At 35.7% G+C, this 16,676-nt stretch carries 15 protein-coding genes, 1 pseudogene and 2 riboswitches; of the genes and pseudogenes, 13 read left to right on the forward strand and 3 right to left on the reverse strand.

The features are described 5' to 3' along the window. The 6 genes and pseudogenes from C3E88_RS06585 to C3E88_RS06610 form a co-directional block, all read left to right on the forward strand. Positions 1-391 (forward strand): annotated as a pseudogene (locus C3E88_RS06585) (FAD binding domain-containing protein); the annotation flags it as partial. Next, positions 381-848, forward strand: coding sequence for a (2Fe-2S)-binding protein (locus C3E88_RS06590; protein ID WP_236909374.1), 468 nt, complete (start codon positions 381-383; stop codon positions 846-848). The pseudogene C3E88_RS06585 and the gene C3E88_RS06590, both read left to right, overlap by 11 nt. Next, the gene (locus tag C3E88_RS06595) at positions 832-3,144 is read left to right on the forward strand and encodes a xanthine dehydrogenase family protein molybdopterin-binding subunit (protein ID WP_236909375.1); all 2,313 of its coding nucleotides are present in this window, start codon (positions 832-834) and stop codon (positions 3,142-3,144) included. The genes C3E88_RS06590 and C3E88_RS06595 overlap by 17 nt, the downstream gene beginning before the upstream one ends. A gap of 64 nt (positions 3,145-3,208) precedes the next feature. After that, complete coding sequence (locus C3E88_RS06600) at positions 3,209-4,579, forward strand: uracil-xanthine permease family protein (protein ID WP_236909376.1); 1,371 nt, start codon at positions 3,209-3,211, stop codon at positions 4,577-4,579. A 282-nt stretch (positions 4,580-4,861) separates the two neighbouring features. Continuing rightward, positions 4,862-5,938 (forward strand): ComEC/Rec2 family competence protein, encoded by a 1,077-nt coding sequence (locus C3E88_RS06605; protein WP_236909377.1) that lies wholly within the window; start codon positions 4,862-4,864, stop codon positions 5,936-5,938. 90 nt (positions 5,939-6,028) lie between these two features. Beyond that, positions 6,029-7,399, forward strand: a complete 1,371-nt coding sequence (locus C3E88_RS06610; RefSeq protein WP_236909378.1) for a B12-binding domain-containing radical SAM protein — start codon at positions 6,029-6,031, stop codon at positions 7,397-7,399. 45 nt (positions 7,400-7,444) lie between these two features. Here the strand turns inward: C3E88_RS06610 and C3E88_RS06615 are convergent, their stop codons facing one another. Beyond that, positions 7,445-8,479, reverse strand: a complete 1,035-nt coding sequence (locus C3E88_RS06615; RefSeq protein ID WP_236909379.1) for a PTS sugar transporter subunit IIC — start codon at positions 8,477-8,479, stop codon at positions 7,445-7,447. Between the two features lie 103 nt (positions 8,480-8,582). After that, a riboswitch (glycine riboswitch) is annotated at positions 8,583-8,681 on the reverse strand. Positions 8,682-8,954: 273 nt separating this feature from the next. Continuing rightward, a riboswitch (THF riboswitch) is annotated at positions 8,955-9,053 on the forward strand. Positions 9,054-9,124: 71 nt separating this feature from the next. On the opposite strand from C3E88_RS06615, the gene C3E88_RS06620 reads away from it, so the two are divergent. Together C3E88_RS06620 and C3E88_RS06625 are read left to right on the forward strand one after the other, a co-directional pair. Continuing rightward, positions 9,125-9,658, forward strand: a complete 534-nt coding sequence (locus C3E88_RS06620) for a folate family ECF transporter S component (protein ID WP_236909380.1) — start codon at positions 9,125-9,127, stop codon at positions 9,656-9,658. Between the two features lie 149 nt (positions 9,659-9,807). Further along, positions 9,808-10,815, forward strand: a complete 1,008-nt coding sequence (locus C3E88_RS06625; protein WP_236909381.1) for a D-alanine--D-alanine ligase family protein — start codon at positions 9,808-9,810, stop codon at positions 10,813-10,815. A gap of 28 nt (positions 10,816-10,843) precedes the next feature. Here the strand turns inward: C3E88_RS06625 and C3E88_RS06630 are convergent, their stop codons facing one another. Continuing rightward, entirely contained in the window at positions 10,844-11,440 is a 597-nt protein-coding gene (locus C3E88_RS06630) for a DsbA family oxidoreductase (protein WP_236909382.1), read from the reverse strand. Positions 11,441-11,583: 143 nt separating this feature from the next. Between C3E88_RS06630 and pcp the strand changes: the two genes are divergently transcribed. Then, positions 11,584-12,189: a pyroglutamyl-peptidase I gene (pcp, locus tag C3E88_RS06635; protein ID WP_236909383.1), complete on the forward strand. Its 606-nt coding sequence runs from the start codon at positions 11,584-11,586 to the stop codon at positions 12,187-12,189. Positions 12,190-12,338: 149 nt separating this feature from the next. Here the strand turns inward: pcp and C3E88_RS06640 are convergent, their stop codons facing one another. Continuing rightward, positions 12,339-13,361 (reverse strand): molybdopterin-binding protein, encoded by a 1,023-nt coding sequence (locus C3E88_RS06640; protein WP_236909384.1) that lies wholly within the window; start codon positions 13,359-13,361, stop codon positions 12,339-12,341. A 202-nt stretch (positions 13,362-13,563) separates the two neighbouring features. Here C3E88_RS06640 and C3E88_RS06645 point away from each other — a divergent pair, with 202 nt between their 5' ends. From C3E88_RS06645 to C3E88_RS06660, 4 genes are all read left to right on the forward strand, one after another. Then, positions 13,564-13,911, forward strand: a complete 348-nt coding sequence (locus tag C3E88_RS06645; RefSeq protein WP_236909385.1) for a helix-turn-helix domain-containing protein — start codon at positions 13,564-13,566, stop codon at positions 13,909-13,911. Between the two features lie 187 nt (positions 13,912-14,098). Next, a complete protein-coding gene (gene modA / locus C3E88_RS06650; RefSeq protein ID WP_236909386.1) occupies positions 14,099-14,857 on the forward strand; it encodes a molybdate ABC transporter substrate-binding protein in 759 nt (252 codons plus the stop codon). 18 nt (positions 14,858-14,875) lie between these two features. Further along, positions 14,876-15,550 (forward strand): molybdate ABC transporter permease subunit, encoded by a 675-nt coding sequence (gene modB, locus C3E88_RS06655; protein WP_236909387.1) that lies wholly within the window; start codon positions 14,876-14,878, stop codon positions 15,548-15,550. A 50-nt stretch (positions 15,551-15,600) separates the two neighbouring features. After that, a complete protein-coding gene (locus C3E88_RS06660; protein WP_336513072.1) occupies positions 15,601-16,614 on the forward strand; it encodes a sulfate/molybdate ABC transporter ATP-binding protein in 1,014 nt (337 codons plus the stop codon). Positions 16,615-16,676: the final 62 nt, after the last annotated feature.

Raw genomic sequence — 16,676 nt, forward strand, 5'->3', positions numbered from 1 at the left:
AGAAAGATTCCTAAAGGAAGGACCAAAGGAAGAAGATATTTTGGAAAATCTAAGCATCAAAAAAGATAATAGAAAAGCCACCTTTTTATCCATGCGAAATTGTAAAGGAGACTATGCCATACTAAATGTAGCCCTATCCAATCTAGATGGAAAGTTTAGAATCGCAGTAGGAGCAAGGCCTAATAGAGCTACCCTAGCCTATGAAGCCATGAAACACTTAGATAGATTAGACAATCAAATAACAAAAGAAGACATTCACAAAGCAGCAAAGATAGCATCAGAAGAGCTAGTATTTGGCACCAACACTAGGGGAAGTAGTTTCTACAGAAAGCAAATATGCAATGTACTGGTAAAACAAGGGTTAATGGAGGTATTAGGCTATGAAGATTGAAATAAAAGTAAATGGACAAAACAAACAATTTGATATATCACCAGATGAATACCTAGTAGACACCTTGAGAAACAATGGCTATACCAGTGTAAAAAAAGGATGTGACACTGGAGTCTGTGGATGCTGTACCGTTCACATGGATGGAAAAGCCATACTATCCTGTGCAATACTATCAGCAAAAGCAGCAGGCCATGAAATAACCACCATCGAAGGAGTAAAAGAAGAAGCTAAAAAAGTAGGAGAATATTTAGTAGAAGAAGGAGTAGAACAATGTGGCTACTGTAGCACAGGACTAATAATGAATATATTACACATGGAAAAACACATAAAAGAACCAACCGACGAAGAAATACTCCATTATCTAAGCGGCAATCTATGTAGATGTACAGGATACACAGGACAGCTAAGGGCTATTAAGAAATACCTGGAGGCGAGGAAAAATGAAAATAGTAAATAAATCATACTCAAAAATAGACGGCAAAGGACTAGTAGAGGGAAAACCCGTATACACCGATGACCTAGCACCCAAAGACGCCCTAATAGTCAAAATACTAAGAAGCCCCCATGCCTTTGCAAGAATAAAAGACATAAACACAAAAGTTGCAGAAAAAATTCCTGGAGTAGAATGTATCCTAACCTACAAGGACATAAAAAGAACACCCTTTACCAGAGCAGGCCAGTGCTATCCAGAACTTTCACCCTACGACAAATTCATACTAGATGAATACGTAAGACATGTAGGAGACGAAGTAGCCATAATAGCAGCAACAGATGAAAAAGCAGCAATGAAAGCAATGAAAATCATAAAAGTAGACTATGAAATATTAGAACCAGTACTAGACTATGAAGAAGCCGATGGACATCCATCCCTAGTCCATCCAGAAGAAGACAGCTTCGCCATGGTAGATATAGGATTTGACAAGAGTAGAAACATAGCCTGTCAAGTAGAACTAGAACTAGGAGAAGTAGACAAAGCCCTAAAAGAATCTGACGTAATAATCAAAAGAACCTACAGCTCCCAAGCCCAGGCACAAGCCATGATGGAAACTCAAAGGGCCTACACCTATATAGACATGTATGGAAGACTAATAGTAGTCACATCCACCCAAATACCCTTCCACGTAAGGAGGATACTATCAACAGCCCTAGGAATACCAGAAAGCAAAATAAGAGTCATAAAACCAAGAATAGGAGGAGGATTTGGAGCCAAACAAACAGCCAACGCAGAATTTTATCCAGCCCTAGTAACACTAAAAACAGGCAAACCGGCAAAAATAGTATATACCAGAAAAGAAGTATTCAGAGGCACCAACTCCCGACATGCAATGAAATTTGACATAACCCTAGGAGCCACAAAAGATGGGAAAATAAAAGCCATAGACATGGTAGGAATATCCGACACAGGAGCCTATGGAGAACATAGTCAGACCACCATAGCTGCAGCAGGACAAAAAGTACTGCCCCTATACAACAAAGTAGAAGCCTGTAGATACCATGGAAAAGCCATGTACACCAACAAAGTACCAGGAGCAGCCCTAAGGGGATTTGGAGTAACCCAAGGAACCTTCGCCATAGAATCCGCCATAAACGAACTAGCCATAGAATTAAACATGGATCCAACAGAAATAAGAGATATAAACATGATAAAACAAGGCGAAACCACAAAACTACTAAACATGACCACCAAGGGCTGGGGCGACAGACCAATGTACATGGACAGCTGTATGCTAGAGCACTGTGTTACAAAGGGCAAAGAACTAATCAAATGGGATGAAAAATATCCAAAAGTTCAAATAAGCGAAACAAAAGTAAGAGGAGTAGGCATGGCCATAGCCCAGCAAGGCTCAGGACTACCCAAAATAGACATGGCCTCCGTCACACTAAAACTAAACACCGATGGATTCTTCAGCCTATTAATGGGAGCAACAGACCTAGGCACTGGAAGTGACACCATATTAGCCCAAATAGCAGCAGAAACCCTAGGAGTTTCATTAGACAAAATAGTAGTCTACTCATCCGACACAGACTTAACACCCTTTGACGCAGGAGCCTATGCATCCAGCACCACTTACACCACAGGCAATGCAGTAATAGACGCAGCAGAAAAAATGGTAGATTTAATAAAACATCACGGAGCCATACACTTTAACACCACCATAGACAATATACAATTTGATGGCAACACCATTAAAAACATAGAAACAGAAGAATATATAACTCTATCAGATTTTTCAAAGAGGATAACCTACAACCATCAATTCATTCAACTATCTACCACCGGATCCTTCGTACCAGAAAAAAATGTACCACCCTATATGGCAGGCTTTGCAGAAGTAGAAGTAGACTTAGAAACAGGAAAGGTAGATGTAGTAGAATTCGTAGGAGTAGTAGACTGTGGCACCCCTATCAATCCAAAACTATCAAAAGTCCAGATAGAAGGTGGAATAACAACAGGCATAGGCCTAGCCCTATACGAAGAAGTAAAATACGACGAAAATGGAAGACTAATGACCGACACCTTCATGGAATACAAAGTGCCCACTAGAAAGGATATCGGAAAAGTAGTAGTAGAACTAGCAGAAGGCTATGAAAAAACCGGTCCCTATGGAGCCAAATCCATAGGCGAAGTAGTAGTAAACCCAGTAGCACCAGCCATAACCGATGCAATCTACAATGCTACCGGTGTTAGAATTAGAGAACTACCAGCTATACCGGAGAAGGTATACATGGAATTGTTGAAAATAAATGAATAGAAGATTATCAGCAAAAAGAAGGAGTTAATCAACGCTTAAAGAATTATCAATAGGAGGAATGAAAATGTCAAAATTATTTGATTCAATCAAAAATCCTAAAAGCACTAGCAAATACGATGTTAATGGGGTGCCGCCTTTTAAGGAAGCGCTTCCGCTAGGTTTACAACACGTATTTGCAATGTTCCTTAGTAATATAGCCGTGGCAATGATAGTAGGTGGACTAATAGGTATAGAAGGACAAGATATGGTAATATTAGTTCAAAGTGCCATGGTAGTAGCGGGCGTAGGTACTTTAATGCAGACTCATCCTATTGGCAGCACAGGAGCAAAATTGCCTGTAATGATGGGAACTAGCTTCGGTTTTCTACCTACCAATATAATAATAGCTAAAAATTTTGGTATGCCTGGCTTATTAGGGGCTACTTTAGTAGGAGGACTTTTTTGTGCGGTATTAGGATGCTTCTTGAAACCATTAAGAAAGTTCTTCCCAAATATTGTTACAGGAACAGTTGTGCTTACTATTGGATTATCCTTACTTCCAACAGGAATAACTTCTTTAGCTGGTGGAAATGGTGCCCCAGACTTTGGATCTCCTAAGAATTGGCTAGTAGGTTTAGTGGTACTATTTGTTGTATTGGCATTGAATCAATTTGCTAAAGGTTTTGCAAAAACATCGTCTATATTAATAGGTATGGTAGTTGGGTATTTAATAGCATTACCTTTAGGCATGATAGATTTTACACCAATTAAAGAAGCAGGGTGGTTTGCTATACCTAAACCTTTTTATTTTGGAATGGAATTCAAAGCAGGAGCAATCATACCTATGATTATAATGTTCATTGTAACTGCTGTTGAAACTGTTGGTGATGTATCAGCTATTACCATAGGTGGAGCAGGAAGAGAAGCTACAGATAAGGAATTGTCCGGTTCTGTTATAGCTAATGGACTAGGCAGTGTATTTGCATCTATATTCAATGGGCTACCAACCACTTCCTTTAGTCAAAACGTTGGTATGGTAGCTTTTACGAAGATAATGAGCAGATATGTAGTGGCTGTAGGTGCAGTATTTCTTATATTAGCTGGATTAATTCCTAAGCTTGGGGCAGTAGTTGCTACTATTCCTCAATCTGTAATTGGAGGAGCATCTCTCATTATATTCTCCCAAATAACCCTTACGGGAATAGACATACTAACCCAAGAACCGTTAACTGATAGATCTAAAGTAATAATAGGTCTATCCCTAGTATTTGGTATAGGATTATCCTCTGTACCAGCTGCGATGGAACACTTCCCAGAAGTTATAAAATTGATATTTGGAGGTTCTGGCATAGTAATAGCATGTTTAGTTGCAATACTGTTAAACATAATAATTCCTGAAGATAAGAAACAAATAGAGGAGGATGAAAAACCCACAGGAGAAGAAGTACTTAGTTAATTGCATTAATTAATAAGAAATAGATTTTACTAGACATATAAATTCCAATTAAAACGAAGATGTCCAACTTTTATTTAAGTGAAGACATCTTTGTTTTAATTTGTCTAAGATTGTTAAATAATAACGTATTGTGATATAATGGTAATATATGAAAAAAGAAAGGGGTATTCGATGAATCTCCTAAGCATAATCCCTGGGTTTCGCAGTAGCACACTTTGGAAATCTGTCGTTGCGGTTTTATATTATTTAATATCTATATATTATTTCATACATAGCTTGGGAATGTTATTGTTTCTTATGTCAACACCTTTTGCACTTTTTTCCTTCATGGATATAGCTGGTTGGTACCAAGTAGGCTATAGCTATAGTATTAGTAAAAACACCCTTATAATATCCACCATACTTGTAATAATAAGTGCTATAGCAGTATTTCATTCTTTTTTTAATATAAGAACACTTAAGATGAAAGCTAATAGCAAAACCCATAGTATAAAACCTAAAAGGTTCAAGGATTTAAGGGTTCATTTTTTAAGCATTGGACAGGCTGACTCCATATTAGTCCAACAAGGAAATACGAATATTTTGATAGATGGCGGATATTGGATGAGTGGCAAGCCTATTTTACGATATCTAAGGGATATTGGTATAGACAAGTTGGATTATCTTATAGTAACCCACCCTCACAATGACCACATTGGGGGCCTGCCCAGAATAATAAATAACATGCCCATAGATAATATAATAATAAACAATAAAAATCCTTACGAAACGAAGAGGCATCATAAGAAACATGTTCAATTATTAGAACTGATAAAGAAAAAAGATATAAATTTGATCAATCCAGTGGCAGGCAAATCCCTTAAGGTAGGGGATTTAAATTTAAAAATTCTCGCACCTAATGGAGAGGGATATGAAAGAATAAATGACTATTCCATAGTTACAAGACTTGTGTATAAAGATACCTCCTTTTTATTTGCAGCTGATGCAGAACAGCATTCTGAAAAGGAAATGTTGAACCACAATAGAAGTGTAAGGTCCGATGTATTAAAAGTGGGTCATCATGGAAGCTGCACCTCGTCTAGTGAAGAATTTTTAAAAGCAGTCTCTCCCAAATATGCAGTAATTAGCGTAGGATATAATAGTTTTTATGGACAACCTGATAAATGTGTTCTAGATAGACTTAACAGTATAGGTGCCACCTTATATCGTACTGATAAAAGAGGGACTATCATAGCTACGTCTGATGGATATAATATTAAATTTAATAGAAAAAGTTGCTCTTATCCAAAGATTAAAATTCCATATACTTCTGTAAGGTTGAAATATAGAGCATTACATAGCAGTAAAGGTTCTGACTAGACCTAAAAGCCTCTATATTAATTTTTCTTTATGTTACAGAAAAATGCACTAATTTGTTAAAATTTATATAATTTAAAGGAGATGAGCGTTGTGAAGGTGGTTTTTATAACACCAGCAGCAGATATAAGAAGAAACTGGGTATATAGATTAGGGGGTTCTTTTTATGGACGCAGCAATTCGATAACAGGACCATTGATTCTAGGGAGCATATTGAAGAGAGAAGGCCATGAAGTAGAGGTATATGAAGAACTTTATAAGGATTTAGAACCAGAAAATATTGATGATGCAGATGTAATATGTATATATACCATGACTTCCAATGCACCTAGAGCCTATGAACTGGCAAATATATTTAAAAGAGAGTATAAAAAAAGGGTAATAATAGGGGGTATGCACGCATCAGCTTTACCTGAAGAAGCCCTAAGGTATGCAGACCAAGTAGTAGTAGGCGAAGCAGAAACTGTTATTGTTGACTTAATCGAAGGAAATATAAAAGAAAAAATAGTATATGCTCCACCAGTAGAAGATTTAGATAGTATTCCTTTTCCTGATTACAGTGTATTAAAAACCCCATGTCAAGTAGCTAATTTAATGACATCAAGAGGTTGTCCCTTTAGCTGTATATTCTGTACTACTTCTAGGATGTTTTATCCATATAGGTACCGTAGCCCAGACAATGTAATAGAGGAATTAGAAATGTACAAGGAAATGGGATTTGAATATGTAAACTTTGAAGATGACAATTTTACTGCAAACAGGGAGAGAGCAAAGAAAATACTAACCAAGATGATTCAAAACGATCTGGTGTTTAATGAGACTTTCTTCTTTGGTAGAACCGATTTAGCAAAAGATGAAGAACTTTTAGCACTACTAAGAGATGCCCATTTAAACCGGGTATTAATAGGAATCGAATCCTTAAATCAAGAATCTCTAGATTATATTGACAAAAAGCAGAAAAAAGAAGATATTGAATACTGTGGAGAAATGTTAGAAAAATATAAGATACGGTTAATTGCAAGTATAGTATTAGGTTTAGATTATGATACCAAGGAGGATATTAGAAAGGCTGTTAAGTTTTCAAAAAAGATCAATGCATACCAATTGCAACCAGCCATCTTAACGCCTTATCCAGGTACTCCTCTATATGAGCAGTTTGAAAAGGAGGATAGGCTATTAATTAAGGATTGGCAATATTACGATATGATGAATGTTGTATTTGAGCCCAAAAACATGTCACCTTGGGAATTGGAATTTGAATTTTTTAAAGCTGTAAATGAGTTCTATAACTTTTCAGGAGCCATGAAAATATTCAAGATATTTGGGTTTGAGGCAGGTATGAGGAGATTAGGACTTTGGATTGCTAGTAAATTTGGTAAGACCTTCTTTAAGAAAAAATCAGAAAAAGAAGATGGTAATATATATAATCAACTATATGAGCTAAGTACAGAATTTTCTTCTTGACTATTGATAAATGCCAGTACTTTCCTAGGAAGGTACTGGCATTTATTAATTATTAGTAATTGCTTTTTTATCTATATTAATATCATATTTTCCATCTACAAATTTAATAACACTAGTTCCTATATAACCACCTACAACCCCACATATGGCAGCTAAACCCAAAACAGCCAACACTTTTAGCGGGGGATTAAAACCGAAGGGGGCTAAAAAACCAGGTATAGGTGCAGCAGTACCAGGAGCATTGTTAATTATTCCAAAATATGCAGCTACAACACCTGCTAATCCTCCACCAATAAAGTCAGAGAAAAATATAGGTATTGGGTTTTTAGTAATTATATGAGCCTGTGTTAAGGGTTCTAACATTACACCTATAATATTGCTTTTATCGCCAAGTTCCATCCTTTTAAATACGACCCCATTGGTGAAAGCACCACCAAAGCTTGCAACGGAAGCAATGCCCATAGCCAAACCTTGAAGACCGAGCATGGCAGTCACAGACATAGAGCTTAAAGGTGATGTACAAATTATTTTCATCATACCTCCTAGTAAAAAGCCCATGACTAAAGGCGATTGATTTGCAGCAACTGTTACTGCTTCACCAACACTAATTAAGGTTGCATCAACAATAGGAGTTACTCCAATAGCTACTAATCTTGCTAATGGGGCTATGGTTAGTGCACCTACAACAATATTTAGTCCTTCTGGTAGTTTCTTCTCAAACAAGGGAGCAATCATACCAACGACATACCCCGCCATGAACCCAGGAAGTATACCTACTCCTGACAAGGCTACTCCAGCTACTAAAGCAAATACAGGATTAACCCCCATATTTATGGCTACTAATGAACAAGCAGCTGTTCCAGCTAGACTGCCAGCAGAAGATCCAACTTCACTGAGAAAAACAATGTTAAGGAAATCGCCACTAATGTATTTGTGAATTGCTTCAACTAAAAAGCTTGCAATGGCGGCTCCAGCAAGACCGGACATGGCCTTGTCCCCTTTAGGAGCTTTGAGACTAAATAGTGAGAATAATACTAAGGTTAATAGTAATAACCCCATTCCTTTGACAATTGTTAACATGAAATCCCTCCATAGTATTAAAATTACTTGTCCTTTTTTTGGATACGGATAAATTCCAAAAACAAAAAGACACGGAGGTACAATAGCATGAAAATTATTGCTACTCTACCACCCTGTCCTTGAATCTGAAAGTTTCTCCGTACATCAAAAGTACAGATTGCTTCTTCGATGTCCTTCTAAAGGACTCTCCAGGGGTGTGTCAAATTGCTGTCCATAACCTGAGAGTTTCAAGACAAGACGAGCGCATACCTTATCCCTTGCTCCTTCGGTTATCTACAATTTAGATATTTCCAACAATTATCATCCACTTATTAAATTAATGTCAACATTATAACATAAAAAATAATGAGCTACAAATAATAAAATATTTATTAGATTATGAAAATATAGAAGCTATATAATATACTTGAAATATGTTTGTATATGGTATATACTATAGCTGACTAGCAATATAAGGTCACTAAAAAATAATAATGACAGAGTAGATAGTTTGCGTAAAGTGTCAGAGGATGGGACGTTGCCTCTGAACGAAGAGCTAGTCATAAGCTTGCGTTAAACTGTCGCGTTCGCTGGCACATCGTAGAGGAAGTCTCTTTCTAGATGTGACGGTTCTGTCATATCAACTGTGAAAGGAGGCTTTTTTGTATGCAGAAAATTAGCACAAAGAACATTGCTTATTTTGGTCTTTTAATTGCACTTAATGTCGTATTAACGCGTGTAGGTAGTATTAGGATAGGTGGTGGAGGAGTCGAACTTGTTAGAATAGGCTTCGGTGGCTATCCTGTAATATTCGCAGGCATAGTATTTGGACCTTTAGCAGGGGGAGTAGTTGGTGCAGTAGGAGATGTTATTGGGCACTTTATGAGCCCTATGGGTCCATATATGCCACATTTTACTATATCTGCAGCTTTAACAGGGATAATACCAGGTGTTGTTATGATGTTATTTAAAGACCAGAAAGCTAAAAGTTCCTTTTGGAAATTGACATTGGCAATAGCATTAGGTCAGATTACCACGTCCATATTTTTAGTACCATATTTTATGCAAACACTATTCAGCGTCCCGATGGTAACTACGGTTCCAGGAAGGGTAATCGCCCAAGCAGTTCATATACCACTATATGCCTATGTAACGAAGGTTTTAGTTAGTCGATTATCTCTAGCATGGGATACCAACTAGGGTAAGAGCCACTGCCTATATATGCAGTGGCTTTTTTGATATTATCAATTTAAATCTATATAATATAAATAGGGGATAACCTGGGGGGAAGGTATGTCTCTTTTTGCCTATGGATTAAATTATTAATAAAATAAAGGAGATGTATATTTGTGAAAGTAGCTATAATCACTGACAAGCCAAGAGTCAAGTATTTACCTACAGAAGAAGGGTTATTGGAGGATAAACAAAAGAGAAATACCATAAAGGGTATAAAAAGGGTGCTTTCCGAAAGATTTGATTGTATAGATATGGTATTTGACGACAACACGGTTGGAAAACTGAAAAAGGAAAAGATAGACCTGGTTTTTAATCTATGCAATGGAATCCGTGGCGATGCAAGATTATCTCAGTTACCAGCAGTACTAGAGTATGCAGGCATACCTTACACTGGTTCATCACCTTTAGGTCATGGTCTAGCATATAACAAGATATATTCCTGCAGGATTTTCAAGGAATCAGGAGTGCCAACACCAAACTTTATCTATGTATATGATATAAAGGAAATAGAAAATGTGAATATCAATTATCCGGTTTTAGTAAAACCTAAAGATGAGGGTTCTAGCAGAGGAATCCATGAAAATAGTTTGGTGTTTAATAAGGAAGAGTTAATTCAAAGGATTCAAAAAGACTTAGAAATATATAATCCACCTATGATGATAAACGAATTCATAGAAGGCAGAGAATTCACCGTAGGGGTTCTAGGCAATAATGATAATATAGACGTACTCCCTATATTGGAAGTAGACTTTTCAAACTTACCCGATCATTTAAACAATATCTATAGTTTTGAAGTCAAGGTTCATTATGGAGATAAGACCCTATTCCATGTACCAGCTAGATTAAAAGAAGAGACAAAGAAAAAAATAGAAAATACAGCAGTAAAAGCTTATAAGGCCTTAGAAATGCGGGATTATGCAAGAGTTGACATTAGATTAAAAGATGGGATTCCCTATGTATTAGAAATAAACTCTTTGCCAGGATTAATGAAAGGTCATAGCGATATAACTAAAATGGCAGAAGCAGCTGGCATAGGTTATAAAGGCTTAATCATGAAAATAGTTAAAAATGCAATAGATAGATATGGTTTATACGACAAATTAGAGTATAAAACTGTGTAGAACCACTGCCCAAAGTAGGGCAGGGCTTCTATTCATAAGCTAAAAAAGATCTTTTCATCTGATCATAAGGTCTTATCCCTACCATTTTATGTTTATCATTAATAATAAAAGTAGGGGTACCCTCTACCTCAAATTTCATTATTAATTCTTTAGCTTCCTCAAGCTTTGAATCAAACTTACCTGTATCAATTAATTGGTTCATTTCATCGATATTAAGTCCTGCTTCTTTTGCTACTTGATCGAGGATTTCATTTTTACCAATATTTTTTAGGTCTACAAAATACGCTTTAAATACCCCTTTAGAAAATTCATCGTATTTGCCCACAGTTTTTGCATATTCTCCAACTAAAAGGGCTCTGTGGGTATTAAAGTCCATTTCTTGCTTATTATATTTGATTCCATATTCGGCTCCCATATTGTTTTGCATCTCAAACATTTTATCTGCGTAAGCCTTTGGGTGCTTGGATTCAACACTCCTGCCTTCTACAGGTATATCGGGATGCATCTCATAGGGAATCCACTCCACTGTAAATTTCACTTTATCCTTTTTAAGCCTGTCAAATATCCTTGTAGCTAGATAACAGAAAGGACAAGCAAAATCTGAAAACACCTTAATATTTAACACGATCTTCCCTCCTAAACTAATAGTTGAACTATATATACCCAAAATGTTAGTGGCAGGCACTAACTTATGTATTTATTCCAAATTTAAGGAATGGCTAAATAGGTGATATAATAAAAATAGAATTTTAATAGGAGGTAATATACATGAAAATATTGGTCACAGGTTTTGAACCCTTTGGAGGGGAGAACATAAATCCAGCATTGGAAGCCATAAACAGATTGGAAGATCAGATATTAGGGGCAAATATAATCAAATTGGAACTACCTACTGTATTTAACAAATCCATAGAAAGATTAGAAAAAGCCTTGGAAGAGGAAAGGCCAGATGTGGTCTTATCCATTGGCCAGGCAGGAGGAAGGAACAGAATAACCATCGAAAGAGTAGCTATTAATATAAACGATGCAAGAATTCCTGACAATGAAGGGAATCAACCTATAGACGAACCTATATTTGTGGATGGCGATACAGCCTATTTCTCCAACCTTCCCATTAAAAGGATGGTAAAAGCTATGAAAGAAAACCATATACCAGCAGAAATATCCAATACTGCTGGTACCTATGTATGCAATCATGTAATGTATGGTATTTTATACAATATAGAAAAGAAATATCCCCACATGAAAGGGGGGTTTATACATATACCTTATCTTCCTAGCCAAGCCATAGCCAAACCTGCTGCACCAAGTATGGCTTTAGAGGATATCGTTAAGGGGTTGACCGTTGGGATACAAGCTATTGTTGGGGAGTAGCAGATGTCTATTCCTCGCTCCGTCAACCAATATTTATTTCTAACACTACAATCTTTGAAATAGATACCTTATCATCAATATTGATAATGCCTTTCTTTGCCTATAATGAAACAAAGGCCATTATCGAGTTAAGATAATGGCCTTTGTCGTTAATATTTACCAAAATGGCAATTAGGGAATGTGCAGGTTTCACAGCCTAAACATTGGCCACCATAGCCCATTCTTGTTATATCCTTACGGTCAATTTTCTCTCCCGCAAGCACTCTAGGTAACAACAAATCAAAGGCAGTGGTACGTGCAAACATTACACATCCTGGTAATCCAAATAGGGGTATTCCATCTAGGTAAGAAAATAGCAACATGGCTCCAGGTAAAATTGGTGTTCCATAGGTTATGATATCAGCTCCTGTAGATTTAATAGCTCCAGGGGTTTTATCATCTGGATCTATGGACATTCCGCCTGTTACTATGATAAGCTCTGCTCCCATATCTTTAGATTTCAAAATCTCTTCCCTTATTATATCTATTTCATCTGGAACTATGGTTTTATGAAACACCTTAGAACCATATGTTTTAAGTTTATTTTCTATAACTGGACCAAATTTATCATCAATTCTACCCTTATAAACTTCAGATCCGGTAATGATCACAGAAGATTTAAGACTATCAAAAGGTTTTATTTTGAAAATTGGGCCTTTGTTATTTACTATTCTTTCTACTTCTAACATTTTTTCTTTTTCAATGGTGAGAGGGATTATTCTACATCCACCTATTAGATGGTCTTTTTCTATAGGTATATTTCCATGTATAGTTGCCAGACATATATTTTCGAGATCATTTATTGAATCTAATAGTTCTCTATCTATTTTTAACAATCCCCTATACTTAGGCATTATATTGATTTTACCTTCTTTAGGGGCTGTATAATAGACCCCCTCTCCGCAGATCAAATCTCCTAAGGCTATAGCTGCATCATCCTCATGTAGCTCATTTTCACTTAATTCATAAATATATACATGCTCTTTACCTATTCGCAGCAACCTTTCTATATCTTCTTCCTGAATAATGTGACCCTTTCTGAAAGCTGTTCCTTTAAATTCGCCAGGTATTATTTCCGTAATATCATGGGCTAGTACTGTGCCTATAGCATCCTCTACTCTCATGACTTTCATTAAAAATTCCCCCTTATATGTTTTAAAGAAAAGATATTTAATAATTAGAATGGACTTATAGAAATCAATAATTTTTTTATTATAGCATATCTAGTTTAAATTTGCTTTAATATTTACACAAATTTATTTGCATTTATTATTTACTTATAATATAATACTTTTAGTTAGAGTGATTAGATGCAAGGGATGAGAAGATAATATTATGACTTTTGAAACTGATAGAGAGTTAAATTATGATATAAAGACGAGGATTATTTCTGACGACGCTGCTTTTGGTCCAGGGGTTGCTAGGATTATGACTCTTGTAAAGGAGACCAATAGTTTATCAAGAGCATATGAGAGCATGGGACTTTCTTCTAGTAAGGGGTGGAGAATCATTAAAGAAGCTGAAGAATGCTTAGGCTTTCCGTTATTTCTTACTACTATTGGTGGAAAAGACGGTGGTAGTACTAAATTAACTAAGGAAGGAGAACAGCTGTTAGCGAAGTATCAATCCTTTGTAGATGAATTAAATAAGGAAGCTGAGAAGTTATTTAACAAATATTTTTAATAGGAATCGTCCATTAGATAGGACGATTTTAAAACAATACCGATAATCTCAAAAAAGATGAACGCCTTATAATTATTCTATCTACTCATTAATAAAACTGTCCGATGAAATAGGCTAAAAAAAGGAGGAAAATGAATATGAAAAAACTTTAACTTTGCTGTTTGTGTGTATTTTAGCGAGTACATATATGGTAGGGTGTAGCAAAAAACAACAAGATAGTTGGGGAACTAACGTTAATGAAATCGAAGAAGGAGAAATAGAGTTATTAGTATCTGCTGCTGCTAGTTTAACGGATGTACTAGAAGAAATAAAAGAGGTTTATAAAAACCATGAACCTAATACAAAAATAACATTTACTTTTGGCGGTTCAGGTGCATTGCAAACTCAAATAGAAGAAGGAGCTCCCGTAGATATATTCATATCAGCCGCTCAAAAACAAATGGATACACTAGAAAAAGGTGGGGAAATATTAGAAGATAGTAGAAAGACATTATTAATAAATAAAGTTGTGTTGATTACCCCTAAAGGTGATGATAAAAACATTTCCTCCTTTGATGATCTAATCAATGAAAATATTGAAAGAATTGCTATAGGAGATCCTTCCAATGTTCCAGTAGGCCAATATAGCGAGGAAATATTCTCTAATTTAAATATTAAAGATACTATTAACTCAAAACTTATACTAGCTAATGATGTTCGAACTGTACTAGCTTGGGTTGAAAGTGGGGAAGTAGATTGTGGTATTGTTTATGCGACCGATGCTTTTACATCGGACAAGGTAAAGATTATTACTGAGGCTCCAGCAGGAAGTCATAAGGAAGTGAGTTATCCAGCAGCTGTAGTTAAGTCTAGTAAACATGTAGATAGTGCGAAAGCCTTTATCGATTTTCTAGCTACAGATGAGGCCAAAAATATATTTGAAAAATACGGTTTTGCTATGAAGTAGAAATGGATGAATGATAATATGAATTATTCACCATTGTTAATATCATTAAAAGCTGCATTATTTGCGACTGTTATTACTTTCTTTTTAGGAATTTATATAGCGTTTTTAATTACAAAGCTAAAAAGATTTAAGGGGCTAGTGGATGGATTTTTAACCCTTCCACTAGTTTTACCTCCTACTGTTGTTGGATTCTTTCTATTGATCATATTTGGTAAGAATAGTTTTATAGGAAATGTATTGGGAAGGTTTAATATCTCTATTGTATTTAGTAATGCTGCAACTGTTATAGCATCTACAGTAGTGGCTTTTCCCTTGATGTATAGAACTGTAAGAGGGGCATTTGAACAATTAGATAGAAATATGATCTATGTAGCTAGAACTTTAGGTTTATCTGAACACCAAATATTTATTAAAATAATGCTTCCCAATAGTTTTTCTAGTATAATGGCCGGCACAATATTAACCTTTGCTAGAGCTTTAGGTGAATTTGGGGCAACTATTATGCTGGCAGGAAATATCCCAGGCAAGACTCAGACCATGTCTGTTGCTATATATAGTGCAGTTCAAGCTGGGAACAGAGCTCTAGCTTATAGATGGGTAGCAATAATGGCTACTATGTCTTTTATAACCATACTATTAATGGATAAGTTTGAGACTGTACAGATAAATAGGATTGGGAAAGGGGGCAATTAACTATCCTATATGTTAAGATCAAAAAGAACTTCGGGGATTTTATATTAGATATAGAATTTGAAACTTGTGATGAAACATTAGCTTTTCTGGGGGCTTCTGGCTGTGGCAAGAGTATGACTTTAAAATGTATTGCAGGAATTGAAAAACCTGATGAAGGTCAAATTGTATTAAACAATAGAGTGTTGTTTGATAGCCAAGAAAAGATAAATTTATTACCTCAAGAGAGAAAAGTAGGATTGTTGTTTCAAAACTATGCTCTTTTTCCTAATATGACTTTAGAGGAAAATATAGCTATTGGTGTTCCTAAAAACTGCAAGAACAAACAGAAAGTTATTGAAGAGAAGATAAATACCTTTTCTCTAAAAGGTCTAGAGAATAATTATCCCCATCAATTGTCAGGTGGACAGCAGCAAAGGGTGGCTTTAGCAAGAATGTTAGTAAATGAGCCAGAGATTTTGATGTTAGATGAACCTTTTTCAGCATTAGATGAACATTTGAGATGGAAAATGGAACAAGAGCTTATTGATATATTAAGAGAAAATCAGGGAAGTGCTATATATGTTTCTCATAATAAAGACGAGGTCTATAGGATATGCGATAGAATTGCAATACTACACGATGGGAAGATAGAGGAAATAAAAGATAAGGAGAGTTTGTTTAACAATCCTAAGACCTATAATTCGGCTATTTTAACAGGGTGTGAAAATATATCAAAGGTGGAACAAATATCAGAGAACAAGGTTTATGCAATAGATTGGGGAGTTGAGTTAATATGTAAGGAAATAATTGATGAGGATATAAAATATGTTGGTATACACAAACATGAAATCAATTTGTATCCTAAAATTGGATTGGAAAATTCTTTCGAGTTAAAATTGATAGATGTAATCCGTAATAGGAGCTCTTATACTTTGGTTTTAAGCAGTATAGCAAGGGATAGCAGGGATGCTAGTTCTCATATATATGCAGAACTTTCCCAGGATGAATTTAACAAACACTCTTTTGACTCTATGGGGTTAGTATATGTAAATATTAATCCAGAAAGTTTGCTACTACTGAGATGATTTTAGAGACTATTATATAATAGCTACAACAGAAAAATAAATTGAATAATAAACTGTGCAAA

The organism is Clostridium sp. Cult3, assembly GCF_021655115.1.
Lineage (GTDB): Bacteria > Bacillota > Clostridia > Tissierellales > Tepidimicrobiaceae > PPXY01.